The sequence below is a fragment of the Neptuniibacter sp. SY11_33 genome (assembly GCF_047778025.1).
Lineage (GTDB): Bacteria > Pseudomonadota > Gammaproteobacteria > Pseudomonadales > Balneatricaceae > Neptuniibacter.
Map to the genome: position 1 here is coordinate 262,218 of NZ_CP180543.1, position 12,208 is coordinate 274,425.

The window sequence follows — 12,208 nt, forward strand, 5'->3', positions numbered from 1 at the left end:
AATTAGGTTTATGCAGTCGTTGCTGTACTAGCTAATGCTTATCCCGTTCCATGTGAGCGCTTTTAAGTTTATCTAGGATAAAACCTTCCATTTTATCCTAGAACTATTTGCCTGATAGGCAAATACTCTGATGCCCTTTTATCGACTTATTAACTAGGTAAGGATATTTTGCTGGATAATGCGTCCCAAACGATCTCGGGAGTTAGAGGCGCGAAAATAGCCGGTTCTACATTGTTCTGAGTTGGCGGGCACTCACTGGCTTGTAGGCAAGATTGGTCTTTTCCATAGCCACCCACCAAGCCTGGATCGGTTGGGCCAAATAGAATGACATTGGGTGTATCTAAGGCCGCAGCCAAGTGGGATAGACCGGTGTCTACAGAAACACAAGCGCTTGCTCCCGTGAGAATAGTAGCAATTTCAGCTAAGGGCAGACGTGGCAACACCTCCGCACTTTCATGTGCTTCAGCGAGCCTTTGTGCTCGTTGTTGCTCTGGTTCTGAGCCCCAGGGCAGTTTGATCTTCCAGCCGGCATCACCTGCGAGTTTGATCAATGCTTGCCAGTAAGTTTCAGGCCAATGCTTATCAAAGCGAGTCGTGCTGTGTTGAAAGACCAGATAGGGTTCTTCGTGATGCGTTTGCTTTAAGAAGTGCTGACGAATATTAAAATCACCACGCTCATCTGAGAGATTGTACCCAAGCGCTTGGGCAAACAATTGGCGAACGCGCTCAACGGCATGTTGCTGTTTCGGAACCGAAACTGAGGTGTCGTAAAATCGTGCAGCTAATGGCTCTTTGGCAGAGTCTTTATCTAAGCCGAATGAGGGCCCATTTGCTAAGCGTGTAACCAACACGGCACTTTTGAGTAAGCCTTGGGCGTCAATAATTGCATCGTACTGTTCTGTTTGCAGTAGTTGTTTGTATTCGGACCACTCACCGCTTTTTAGCGTGCTCCAGATATTCTTGCGCCAGCGACGAATGGCAACCGGGATAACCCGATTAACTGATGGGTGCCATGAAGGTACTTCGGTAAAATTTTCTTCTACAACCCAATCAAACTGCACGCCCGGAATTGCGCGAGCCGCGTCTGTGAGTGCAGGCAAGGTATGGATGATATCGCCCATGGATGAAGTTTTAACAACAAGAACCTTCTTCATCGGTTTAATCCATCGATGGTTGCCTTATAAGCAAGCTCAGGTGTGATATCGATCATACTCTGATGATAGCCTTGGTCGGCATCACCTTTTCTAATTTTTTGGTAGCCTTCGATCAGCCTAATGATCTCCGCTTTATCGGATAGCGGTGGTGTAAATCCAGGGCTGGTAGGGCCGTATAGTGCAACAAGCGGCACATTGACGGCTGCAGCAATATGCATCAATCCAGAATCATTACTCACTGCCGCTTGGCAATGTGCGATCAGATCGATAGCTTGAGGAAGCGTGGTAACGCCGGCTAAGTTGCTGCAGCGCTGTTGTTCTTCAATCGTAAGCTGGTCTTGAATTTGTTGGCATACCGGCTTGTCTTTTTCGGAGCCAAATAGCCAGATCTGGTAGCCATCAGCAATTAATAGCTTCGCTAGTGCAGCATAGTGATAATCGGGCCAGCGTTTAGCTGGACCAAACTCGGCACCTGGGCAAAACGCGATCGCTTTATCAGGGTTTAGTTTGAACTGAGTTAGAGCCGCTTCATACTCGGCGCTATCCACTGTCAGTTGCGGGTAAGGGATCTGTTCCATCGGCATGGCTGGTGTCCCCGGTGCTTCTGCTAGGCCAAGATAGCGCTGAACCATCAATGGATAGGCTTCTTTATCCAGTGGCCTAAGATCGGTCAGCAAGCCATAACGCATCTCACCACGCCAGCCAGTTCTTTTTGGGATTTTGGCAAACCATGGGATTAATGCAGATTTTAAAGAGTTAGGAAGCACGAGTGCTTGCTCATAGCCGTTTTGAGCGAGCTCCTGACCAATCTGTTTGCGCAGACCCCATTGCAGGCTGCCATGTCCCACCGGCATCTTGATCGCTTTATTGACCTCTGGCATGCGCGCTAAAACAGGTCGACACCAATTGGGTGCTAACACGTCGATCTCAATATCTGGGTTCTTCTGTTTTAGGTGCTGGTACAGAGATTGGCTCATTAACATGTCGCCTACCCAAGATGGGCCGATGATAAGCGTTTTCATTAGCTGTTATCCATTTGCTGCGTGAACGACATAGGAGAGTGAACCTTCTGCTCTAATTGCTTTTAGACTGCGATCAAAAATAGCCCGTTATCGTGCTTAGACAGCCCGATAAAACCGGTATTTGATAAGGTGAGAATCATACAAGAATTGGAGAAAAACGCCCAATTTCAATTCTTATAGGGTTTATTGGCACTTTAATTCCGCAAGATGCGCTGTAGAAGGGCTCAGGGAATTCCAATTTTCTGTTATCAGGATTAGAATATCAGCCCTTAATTTGTACATATCATCTCTGTTTGCCTCTGTGTCGAGAGTATCGAAGGGAAAAACAGTAACGCATCAAAATAATTAGAAGGAAGGTCTCATGGCAACTGCATTCGGCTCCGTTTTTATGCCTGAAATGTCAATCTCTTGGTTTGACGGTTCCAGCTGGAGTGCGGTCGAAATGGTCCCTAGTGACAGCATCAACTTGCACCCCGGTGCGCATGTGCTGCATTACTCTTCAACTTGTTTTGAAGGTCTAAAAGCATTCCGTCACGAAGATGGTTCGATCAAGGTTTTCCGTATTGATCGTAACGTATCGCGTATGGCGCAAAGTGCGCGTCTATTGGCTCTTCCAGAATTGGATGAGGAATTTGTAACTCAGATGATTCTGGATACAGTGAAGCGCTTTGCTGATGAAGTTCCAGCACCTCCGGGTTCTATGTATATCCGTCCAACGTTGTTTGGTACTGAACCTGCGATTGGTAAAGCAGCTGCACCGTCTGAAACGGCTTGTTTTTATGTACTGCTTTCGCCTGTAGGTGATTACTTTGCAGGCGGCGATCGCGCGTTGCGTTTGCTAGTAGAAGATAATGGCCTACGTTGTGCGCCTCACAATGGCATGATCAAGAGTGGTGGTAACTACGCGAGTGCATTACTACCAACGATGAAGGCCAAAGCTGAGCACAATGTTGATCAGGTTTTGTTCTGTCCAGACGGTGATATTCAGGAAACTGGCGCAGCTAACTTCCTGCTGATTGATGGTGATGAAGTCATCACGCGTGATCTGGATGAAAGCTTCCTACACGGTGTAACACGTGATTCTGTTCTGACGATTGCGCGTGATTTAGGTCTTAAAGTATCTGAACGTAGTATCTCGGTAGAAGAGATGCTTGAGCGTATTGCTAAGCCAGGTTGTGAAGCTGCTCTTTCTGGTACTGCTGCAGTATTGGCACCAGTAGGTACTATGGTTTATAACGATAAAGAATACAGCGTTGGTAACGGTGGTATTGGTGAGACGACTTTGCGTTTGCGTAAGGCTCTAAACGATATCCAATGGGGCAAGGCAGAAGATAAACACGGTTGGTTAACCGACGTTTAAAAGCCTCTCAAAAAAGTTTTATAAAAAAAGGGCAGTACCTTCGCGGGTACTGCCCTTTTTCGTTAACAAGAGAAAGCTTAGCGTTCCCCTGACATAATCTCTTGCCAGATATTAGCGACTGCATTTCGCATCTCGGTCATCTCAGCACCAGAGATAGTAGTGGAGCGATCCTGCAAAGTTTGGCGGTGCCCTGCTGCACGATAAGCTTTATAAGCTTCTCGCAGGGTTTCAGCGGTATCTTGGCTGATTAACTCGATCTTTTCGGCAGCATCTAAAATACGAATATTGTCGGTGAACTCATAAAGAGAAGGGCATTTGCCTGCATTGCGTAAAACCAAGTATTGAACGATAAATTCAATATCAACAATGCCGCCACGGTCATGTTTCAGGTGGAACACAGGGTTCTCTTCATCGTTGCCTTTGCTACCGAGATGATCACGCATCTTCTCGCGCATCTCAGATACTTCTTCCAGTAACTTTTTATCTTCTCTTGGCAGTTTAAGAATCTCAGCTCGAACCTCTTCAAACTTATCTTTGAGGGCAGCGTCACCGGCAACCACGCGTGCACGAACAAGGGCCTGATGTTCCCAAGTCCACGCTTCTTTATGCTGATAGTCGGAGAAGGCTTTGAGAGAGCTTACCAATAAGCCAGAGTTACCAGATGGACGCAGACGCATGTCCACTTCGTACAACTGACCTGAGGTGGTAAACGTATTGAGGATGTGGATGATCTTCTGACCTAAGCGTGTAAAGAAGACAGAGTTAGCGATCTGTTTCTCCCCATCCGTAAACAGGTTTGCGTCAGAATCGTGGATAAAGACTAGGTCTAGATCCGAGCCATAGGAAAGCTCGATCCCGCCCATTTTACCGTAACCAAGAACGATAAAGTCTGGGTTGCAGGGTACACCAGCTGATTTCAGAGGAGCACCGTGCTTTTCGGTCATCAACTTCCAAGCGATATCGACCACCGCTTCTAAGATAACTTCTGCTGTCCAAGTTAAGTAATCGCTTACTTTCATGAGCGGAAGAGCACCGGTGATCTCAGATGCTGCTACTTTCAAAGAATGGGCGTTTTTGAAGTAACGTAGAGTGTCCATTAACTGCTCTGTATCCTCTTCTGGAATACGGAGCAGCTGTTGGCGCAGTTCGCTGTTTAGCTGTGCTTTATCTGGTGGCGAATATAGGCTGCTAGGGTCGATCAATTCATCCAATAGAATTGGCTGCTTCGCGAGTTTTTCTGAGAACCAGCTAGATGCTGAGCAGAGTTTAACCATCTGCTGTAGCGCGGTTGGGTTTTCAGCCAATAACACTAGATAAGCGGAACGCCTTAAGATCGCTTGGATCAGCGTGAGTACACGACCTAAAGTTTCTGTCGAATTTTCAGTCGCGGCGATTTCACGTAGCAAGATAGGCAGTACGGCTAATAAACGCTCTTTTGCAATGAGTTGTAGCATTTGCACGGTGCGTGATTCGCGCAAAGTGTTGATCTTGTGCCATGCCTCTTTAGGGTCGTCGAAGCCTTGTTCTTCAAGCAGGTCAGTCGCCTGTTGATCTTCGAGATCGTCATTCCACAGAGATAGCCAAGTATCGTCGCATGCAGAATCCTCTTCTGGTTCAGCTTCTTCACAAGGCGCAATCAGGTCGGCAAAGTGGATGCGTACCTTTTCGCGATGACTTTCTAATTCAGCTGTAAAACTTTCCCAATCGTTAAAGCCCATGCTAAATGCTAAGCGGCATTGCTCTACTTCGTCGATTGGAAGTTCTTGAGTTTGTTTGTCAGCTACCGCTTGGATGGCATGCTCGGCGTTACGGAGAAATTCATAAGCCGCCATCAGCTCCTGAGAGGCTTGTTCCGGCATGCCTACGATGTCTGGCAGAATCGGTAAAATATTACATAATTCGCGTTGCTGCAGGCGTGTATCTCGACCACCACGAAGCAGTTGGAAGACCTGCGCAATGAACTCAACTTCGCGGATACCACCCGAGCCAAGTTTTACGTTGTTATTAAGGCCTTTGCGACGGACTTCGCGGCTGATCATCTCTTTCATCTCACGTAGAGAATCAAAAGCACTGAAGTCGATATATTTACGGTACACGAATGGGCGGAGAATTTGCATTAGCTCATCTCCCGCTTCTTTATCACCCGCCATTACGCGGGCTTTGATCATGGCGTAGCGTTCCCACTCACGACCATGCTCTTGGTAATAACCTTCCATAGCATCGAAGCTGATCGCCAAGGGGCCGGCTGAGCCGAATGGGCGTAGGCGCATATCGACACGGAATACAAAGCCGTCGATGGTGCTGTTATCCAATGCCTGAATAAGCTTTTTGCCTAGGCGGATAAAGAAGTCCTGATTGTCGAGGCACTTTTTGCTGCCTTCGGTTTCACCGTTTTCGGGATAAACGTAGATCAGATCGATATCGGAGGATAAATTTAGCTCGTTTGCCCCTAGCTTACCCATGCCCAGTACAACCATGCGTTGCGGCTTGCGGCTGTGTCGGCCGGTTGGTGTACCCCAACGTTCGCAAGCTTGGTCATACAGCCAGTTCATGGTTTGTTCGACACAGGCATCAGCCAACCAAGACAGTTCGCGGGTGGTTGTACGCATATCGCTGGCACGGGTTAGGTCACGCCATATTAGGCGAACCTGTTCACGCTGGCGGAAACAACGGATCGCTTTGTGAAGCTGTTCTTCGGTTTCTAGGGAGCTAAATGTCTCTTTTAGCGTGTTGTGATACTGCTCCTCTGAATAGGTGCTGTATAGATCACCGCTTTCAAGGAGCGAACTCAACATCTCTGGGTGACGCTCGAGTTGCTCCGCCACGAAGTTACTGCCGGTCAGAACTCGGCTTAAGTCCTGACTGAAACTCTCAGGGGTATTGCTCAGTGTTGTCAGAGTCTCTTCAAGGGGTTCCCAGTTTTTGGTGAGTACTGGTTGAAGTGCTTCTGGCAGTAAATCCATGTGCGGTTTGAGCATAAGGCTTATGTCTCCTGAAATATGGAACTTGGGGTCGAATATGATGCGTACTAACTGAAGACCCCAAAATCATTCTAACAGTCTAAAACAACTGAATGAGTGATGCTTATCATGCTTTTGTTAAACAACTTTGGGCAAGTTGCTGGTGGCTTTCCTGCCAGCGCTCGCGCCAAGATTTCTCGATCAGCTGTTCTGATATCAGTAATGCTAAAACGCCCGGTTCTGCTGTTTGCAATAACACATTTAAGCGCGCTTCTGAGCGTTGCTGCTGTTGCTTGATTAGGTCACTATCTTTTTGGTTCGAGATAACGGCAGTACGTCGCCATGCATCGATATCGCGTAACTGACGGATCAGTTTGCTGAGTAGGAAATCGATCTTGCCATCAGGTTCTGCAGGCACAATATCGCTGTAGGTTTCGTAGAGGGCGCCAATATTACGCAATGACTCGAGTGCTAGGGGGATGTATTTCCAATCTTGAGTAAATTGCCAAGCTTCTAAATAGCGCGGCCATAGGCCCAGTTCTTTTTGCAGTAGTATGCTGAAGCTCTGCTCTAGCGTGGTCGATTCATCGAATTCGGGTAGTTTGCGTTGAACGTCATAGGTCTCTGGATCGAGAAGACGATAGCCCCTTTCCGCTTTGCTGATATCGCTAATATAGAGCGGGACATGTTTCGCTAGATCCAATGCAAATTTGACCATCTCGGTCGCCTCGCCCTCTAGCAGTTCCAGTTCCAGTTCGCACAGAGGATCTTCTCGGCCTTGAGCACTCACAGAGCCTTGGTCTAAAGCGATCTCGGCTTTAAGCACATTACCTTTACTATCAAGGGTATCGAGTATCCACGTTGTGCGGTTAAAGTCGGTGCTAAAAATTGGAGCGACTTTAGCATGGATGTTTGGGTCTTGAAGGGCTTTAGGCCATTCTGCACTTTCAAGCAGTTCGTAATCTAATTCTGGCTGTTTGATCAGCCATTCCCACTCTTTGCGCGAGTGCATACCTGCTTCAGAAGAACCGCTGCTTTTAAGTGTTTGAATCAGTTGTTCACCTTTGCGTCGAATGCGCAGGGCTACACGATGTTGAGTCAGTTGCTGATCGGGGGTGTCGTAATAGATGTTACCTAACTGGTGACTACCCAATTCTCGAACTTGAGAGGAGCGGAACAGTGGTTGTAGTTTTAATGATTCCACATGATGCGGGCTTAAAGTTAGCTTTAGCTCTACTTCTAATGCCATCTCTGTTTTTTCTCTTTATAGGCTGCCATCTAAGTTTGCAGTCTAACGCACTAAGATAGGGCTTTAAATCACTCATGCCGAGTAATGTTCAGATGGATGAATATTTGGCTTTTGTGCCGATTAAGCCTACAGTAGCCGTAATAGACCTAATCATTGAAAACTGCTTGTAGACTGACTGTGAACGACGACACTAAACAATACGTCAATTGGTTCCGCCACTCCTCTCCTTATATCAATGCGCATCGGGGTAACACCTTTGTGTTGATGCTGAGTGGGGAAACCGTTGCTGATCCTAATTTTGCCAACATTGTGCATGATATCGCCTTGCTGAATAGCTTAGGTGTGCGTTTGATTTTGGTCTACGGATCGCGACCACAGGTTGAAGAACAGCTTGCGCAAAAGCAGTTAACAACACGTTTGCATCATCATCTTCGTGTGACCGATCAAGAAACCCTGACTTGTGTGATTCAAGCTTCCGCCATTGTGCGGGCAGAAATTGAAGCGAGATTGTCTTTGGGTTTGCCTAATACGCCGATGGCAGGTGCACGTATCAAGGTTGTTTCTGGCAACTTTGTGACAGCTAAGCCTGTTGGTGTGCTGGATGGTGTCGATATGGCCCATACCGGTGAAGTGCGTCGTTTAGATCATGATGCCATTACCCAGCAGCTGGATGATGGCAACATCGTTCTGCTTTCTCACTTAGGCTACTCGCCAACAGGTGAAGTATTCAATCTATCAGTTGAGGATGTGGCGACCGCTGCTGCCAGTGCTTTAGATGCTGATAAGTTGATTTTGTTTGGTGCTGATCAAGGTGTATTGGATAGCTCGGGCAAACTGCGCAGTGAGTTATTGACCCGTAAGGCTGAACGCTTGGTAGGGCAGTATCTATCGTCATTGGAAGATACAGATCAGCCACATACGGAAATGTCGCGTAATTTAGAAGCCGCAGTTGCTGCTTGTCGCAAGGGTGTACGTCGTTGTCATCTTATTAGTTATAAAGAAGACGGGGCTTTGCTTGGAGAGTTATTCACCCGTGATGGTTCGGGTACTATGGTATTGCAGGATTCCTACGAGCAACTTCGTTCTGCAACGATTGAAGATGTAGGTGCAGTGCTAGAGTTAATCCAGCCTTTAGAGCAGGATGGTACGCTGGTAAGGCGCTCGCGTGAAGTCTTAGAAAATGAGATCGAACGTTTTACGCTTATCGAACGCGATGGCGTAGTGATTGGTTGTGCTGCTCTCTATCCGTTCCCAGAAGATCGGATGGCAGAGCTCGCTTGTGTAGTTGTTTCGCCAGAATATAAAGGGGCTGAACGGGGTGATACGTTGCTCAAAGCGATTGAACAGCAAGCGCTGCAGAACAACCTTAAGCAAGTATTTGTGCTGACAACTAAGACTGCCCACTGGTTTGTTGAACGTGGCTTTGTCGAAACCCCTGTGGATAAACTCCCGAGTGAGAAGAAAGCGCTGTTTAATCTTCAGCGCAACTCCAAAGTATTTATGCTTAACCTTTAACTCGGGAAGTGAATCACAAAACAGGCTCCGCCAAGTGGAGAGTCTTTTACTTCGATCTGACCTTGGTAGCTACTAATAATATCGGTGGCTACCGATAAGCCAATCCCTTGCCCTTGTATTGAAGTATCTAAGCGGGCGCCGCGTTGCAAAATTACTTGGCGCATCTCTGGCGTCACCCCAGGCCCGTCATCACAAATGACAATTTTTAATTCGCGATCAGATTGTGATGCAGATATAGCAACGTGGCTATGGCCATACTTAAACGCGTTTTCCATGATCATACCCAGCACTTCCATAAGGTCGCGTTCATCGCCAAAGAAGGTTAACTCATCAGCTAATGATGTTTCGGTAATAACATTTTTATTCCGATACACTTTACCAAGCGCTAAGAGCATTCGTTCAATGATTGGCTCAACTGCGACCGCTTTACCGAGCGGTTTATTCTGACTTTTCACTGCACGGCTAAGCTGGTACTGAACAATCTGATCCATTCGTTCCACTTGCTCAGATACCAACGATTGGTAGGTATGCAGTTCGTGTTCCTCTAGCTCTGCGCCACGCATAACTGCTAGAGGTGTTTTAAGGCTATGCGCTAGATCACCCAAGGTATTGCGATAGCGCTCTCTCTGTTTGCGCTCACTCTCAATTAAACCGTTAAGGTTAGTGGTTACCGGTTCAACTTCATCAGGGTAAAGGCCTTTTAGTTTTTCTGCTTTGCCGGCTTCAATCGCCTTAAGATCTTTCGCAAGTCGCCTTAACGGAGTTAAGCCCCAACTGAGGATGAAGGTTTGCGCTAATAGTGCAACGAGGAAAATGATGCCAAGCCAAGCCGTTAACTGTTGGTTATAAGCTTGGATATCGCGAATCACGAGATCATCTGATTCCATTACAGTAAATAGAAATGACTTTTCTTTACCTGCCGTTTCCCAAATGATTCGAAGTTGGAATCGGTAGAGTTGCGCCTCTTCTAAATGTTCAAACCTAGGCTCGCCGGTGGTTAAGCCGCTAAGGTTAATTACTTGAGAAAGCTGAGGGTCGTCTAGAAGCACCGATGATAGAGAGCGCCAGAGGATATTGCCCTCTTGATCATGTATAGCGGCATATAGACCTGAGTTAATTTGTTCGTAGCGAGGTTCCTGCAATCGTTCAGGGAAGAGGATGTGATCCTCTTTGAGTTCCACTGCACCGAGAAGCAGGTAGACCTGTAGCTGCAAACGGTCTCTTACCGAGTTCTCTAAACTGCTGTGGTAAGCCTTGCTCAAGGCCAACCCTGCAATAAGAAGAACGATTGGAAGAATGACTGCTGATGCAATCAACAGTCGCCCCTGCAATGACTGCAGGGGAGATCGAATATTCACGAACTATCCTTAGTCGCTAGGCTGATCAGCTGTGAGGGCAAAGCGGTAACCGAGCCCACGTACGGTAGTAATTGGCTGTAACTCTTGATCAGGGTCCAGTTTCTGACGTAAGCGACGGATAAATACTTCCAGTACATTACTGTCGCGGTCGAAGTCCTGATGGTACAAGTGCTCAGTTAGCTCGCTCTTCGAGATGGTTTTTCCTGTATTCAATACCAAGTATTCGAAGGTACGATACTCATAGCTTGTTAGCTTAACCGGTTCACCGTTACGGTAGACAACCCGGCCAGTGGTATCGATTTTGAGTGGTCCAAATTCAAGCACAGGTTTCGAGTGTCCCGCTGCTCTGCGTAATAAAGCGTTCAGGCGTGCATGTAGCTCTTCCATGTGGAAGGGTTTCACTAGGTAATCATCTGCACCTGCTTCTAAACCTTCTACTTTGTCTTGCCAATCGCCGCGGGCAGTCAGAATAATAATCGGAAATTCTTTACCTTCTGCACGCCATTTTCTGATGACTTCTATGCCAGATAGCTTCGGTAAACCTATATCGACTATTGCGAGGTCGTATGGGTATTCTTGGCCCATGTATAACGCTTCTTCACCATCTGCAGTTTCTTCAACTGTGTAGTTGTTACCCTCTAAGGCTGTCGTCAGTTGGCGGCGTAGATCTGGATCGTCTTCAACAACAAGTAACTTCATTGTATTTAAACTCCTTATTCGGGGGTAATCACGGCGCCGCTTTTGGCGTCGATCAAGACATCTTTTACATGCCCTTCTTTAACGAGGCGAATTTTAAAAACGGCACGCCCTTGAAATTCAGTAGTCTCTGTTTTTATCACTTCACCACCGCTTGCTTCAATTGCAGCGGTCATGGCTTGTTTGAGTGTTAATGGCGAATCGTCTGCCATTGCCACAGGTGCTAGGCCGGTTAGCAGGCTTAGCAAAAATACAGCATATCGAATCTGCTGCTTGAGCATGTAGGAAAACCTCATTGGTGCAGGTCACTATTCAGATTACACAAACAATAGAATATTAAGCCTTAAAATCTGACTCTCGGAAGAGTGCAGGATGGACCGTTTGTTCGTTAGTTTCTAAGTATCCCGTACTATGGAATGGATAGTAAATAGTTCGTGTGACCAGATAAATTACTTATATAAAGAAATTATAGGGTAGCTTACGGGCGTGAAACTGTATCGAGAGTGAATGGTGTTCTGTGAAGAGGGCCTCCCCACAGAACGTTCCCAGAGATATATGGAAGCTAACAGAGAGCGAATCAGTCTTTCTTTTGTTTTTCTTTTAATTGCCTAACCGAAAGAATGACAAAGCGGACGTTGTAAGCCATCCCTATAGCAAGCGCGGTGGCAGCAGTAACGATAAAAAGATTGCCTAGAACAGGTATTTTAAAAAACCAGCCCACCCACAAGCAGATAATGCTGATAATGGCGATAGGAACGCCTGATTTGATGAAGAGCTGCATCCACTTGTCAGAGCGAATCTCTTTTTTATCTAAGTTGGACATGATTAACCTCTAACACAACTAAGCTGCCAAGATTAGAGTGCGGGCTTCGACTCTGCAAGGGGAGGAACATG

At 46.9% G+C, this 12,208-nt stretch carries 10 protein-coding genes; 2 read left to right on the forward strand and 8 right to left on the reverse strand.

Annotation, left to right across the window (positions count from 1 at the left end):
- Nucleotides 1-149: 149 nt before the first annotated feature.
- Nucleotides 150-1,154, reverse strand: a complete 1,005-nt coding sequence (rfaC, locus tag ACMXYV_RS01170; protein ID WP_415889949.1) for a lipopolysaccharide heptosyltransferase RfaC — start codon at nucleotides 1,152-1,154, stop codon at nucleotides 150-152.
- On the reverse strand, nucleotides 1,151-2,176 hold the full coding sequence (waaF, locus tag ACMXYV_RS01175) for a lipopolysaccharide heptosyltransferase II (RefSeq protein WP_415889950.1): 1,026 nt from the start codon (nucleotides 2,174-2,176) through the stop codon (nucleotides 1,151-1,153). Before waaF ends, rfaC begins: the two co-directional genes overlap by 4 nt.
- A gap of 361 nt (nucleotides 2,177-2,537) precedes the next feature.
- Between waaF and ACMXYV_RS01180 the strand changes: the two genes are divergently transcribed.
- Nucleotides 2,538-3,536 carry a branched-chain amino acid aminotransferase gene (locus ACMXYV_RS01180; protein ID WP_415889951.1) on the forward strand — a complete coding sequence of 333 codons (999 nt, stop codon included), beginning with the start codon at nucleotides 2,538-2,540 and terminating at the stop codon, nucleotides 3,534-3,536.
- Between the two features lie 77 nt (nucleotides 3,537-3,613).
- Here the strand turns inward: ACMXYV_RS01180 and glnE are convergent, their stop codons facing one another.
- A complete protein-coding gene (glnE, locus tag ACMXYV_RS01185; protein WP_415889952.1) occupies nucleotides 3,614-6,514 on the reverse strand; it encodes a bifunctional [glutamate--ammonia ligase]-adenylyl-L-tyrosine phosphorylase/[glutamate--ammonia-ligase] adenylyltransferase in 2,901 nt (966 codons plus the stop codon).
- A 109-nt stretch (nucleotides 6,515-6,623) separates the two neighbouring features.
- On the reverse strand, nucleotides 6,624-7,745 hold the full coding sequence (locus ACMXYV_RS01190) for an inorganic triphosphatase (RefSeq protein ID WP_415889953.1): 1,122 nt from the start codon (nucleotides 7,743-7,745) through the stop codon (nucleotides 6,624-6,626).
- A gap of 177 nt (nucleotides 7,746-7,922) precedes the next feature.
- On the opposite strand from ACMXYV_RS01190, the gene argA reads away from it, so the two are divergent.
- Nucleotides 7,923-9,260 (forward strand): amino-acid N-acetyltransferase, encoded by a 1,338-nt coding sequence (gene argA / locus ACMXYV_RS01195; protein ID WP_415889954.1) that lies wholly within the window; start codon nucleotides 7,923-7,925, stop codon nucleotides 9,258-9,260.
- Here argA and ACMXYV_RS01200 read toward each other — a convergent pair.
- The 4 genes from ACMXYV_RS01200 to ACMXYV_RS01215 form a co-directional block, all read right to left on the reverse strand.
- Nucleotides 9,257-10,618, reverse strand: coding sequence for an ATP-binding protein (locus ACMXYV_RS01200; protein WP_415889955.1), 1,362 nt, complete (start codon nucleotides 10,616-10,618; stop codon nucleotides 9,257-9,259). The two genes, argA and ACMXYV_RS01200, sit on opposite strands and share 4 nt — an antisense overlap.
- A gap of 9 nt (nucleotides 10,619-10,627) precedes the next feature.
- A complete protein-coding gene (locus tag ACMXYV_RS01205) occupies nucleotides 10,628-11,317 on the reverse strand; it encodes a response regulator transcription factor (protein ID WP_415889956.1) in 690 nt (229 codons plus the stop codon).
- A gap of 14 nt (nucleotides 11,318-11,331) precedes the next feature.
- Nucleotides 11,332-11,595 (reverse strand): PepSY domain-containing protein, encoded by a 264-nt coding sequence (locus ACMXYV_RS01210; RefSeq protein ID WP_415889957.1) that lies wholly within the window; start codon nucleotides 11,593-11,595, stop codon nucleotides 11,332-11,334.
- A gap of 296 nt (nucleotides 11,596-11,891) precedes the next feature.
- Complete coding sequence (locus ACMXYV_RS01215) at nucleotides 11,892-12,137, reverse strand: hypothetical protein (RefSeq protein WP_415889959.1); 246 nt, start codon at nucleotides 12,135-12,137, stop codon at nucleotides 11,892-11,894.
- Nucleotides 12,138-12,208: the final 71 nt, after the last annotated feature.

Coding starts and splice junctions, on each gene's coding strand:
- rfaC (WP_415889949.1), bottom strand. CDS start 1,154: ATGAAGAAGGTTCTTGTTGTTAAAACTTCATCCATGGGCGATATCATC.
- waaF (WP_415889950.1), bottom strand. CDS start 2,176: ATGAAAACGCTTATCATCGGCCCATCTTGGGTAGGCGACATGTTAATG.
- ACMXYV_RS01180 (WP_415889951.1), top strand. CDS start 2,538: ATGGCAACTGCATTCGGCTCCGTTTTTATGCCTGAAATGTCAATCTCT.
- glnE (WP_415889952.1), bottom strand. CDS start 6,514: ATGCTCAAACCGCACATGGATTTACTGCCAGAAGCACTTCAACCAGTA.
- ACMXYV_RS01190 (WP_415889953.1), bottom strand. CDS start 7,745: ATGGCATTAGAAGTAGAGCTAAAGCTAACTTTAAGCCCGCATCATGTG.
- ACMXYV_RS01205 (WP_415889956.1), bottom strand. CDS start 11,317: ATGAAGTTACTTGTTGTTGAAGACGATCCAGATCTACGCCGCCAACTG.
- ACMXYV_RS01210 (WP_415889957.1), bottom strand. CDS start 11,595: ATGCTCAAGCAGCAGATTCGATATGCTGTATTTTTGCTAAGCCTGCTA.
- ACMXYV_RS01215 (WP_415889959.1), bottom strand. CDS start 12,137: ATGTCCAACTTAGATAAAAAAGAGATTCGCTCTGACAAGTGGATGCAG.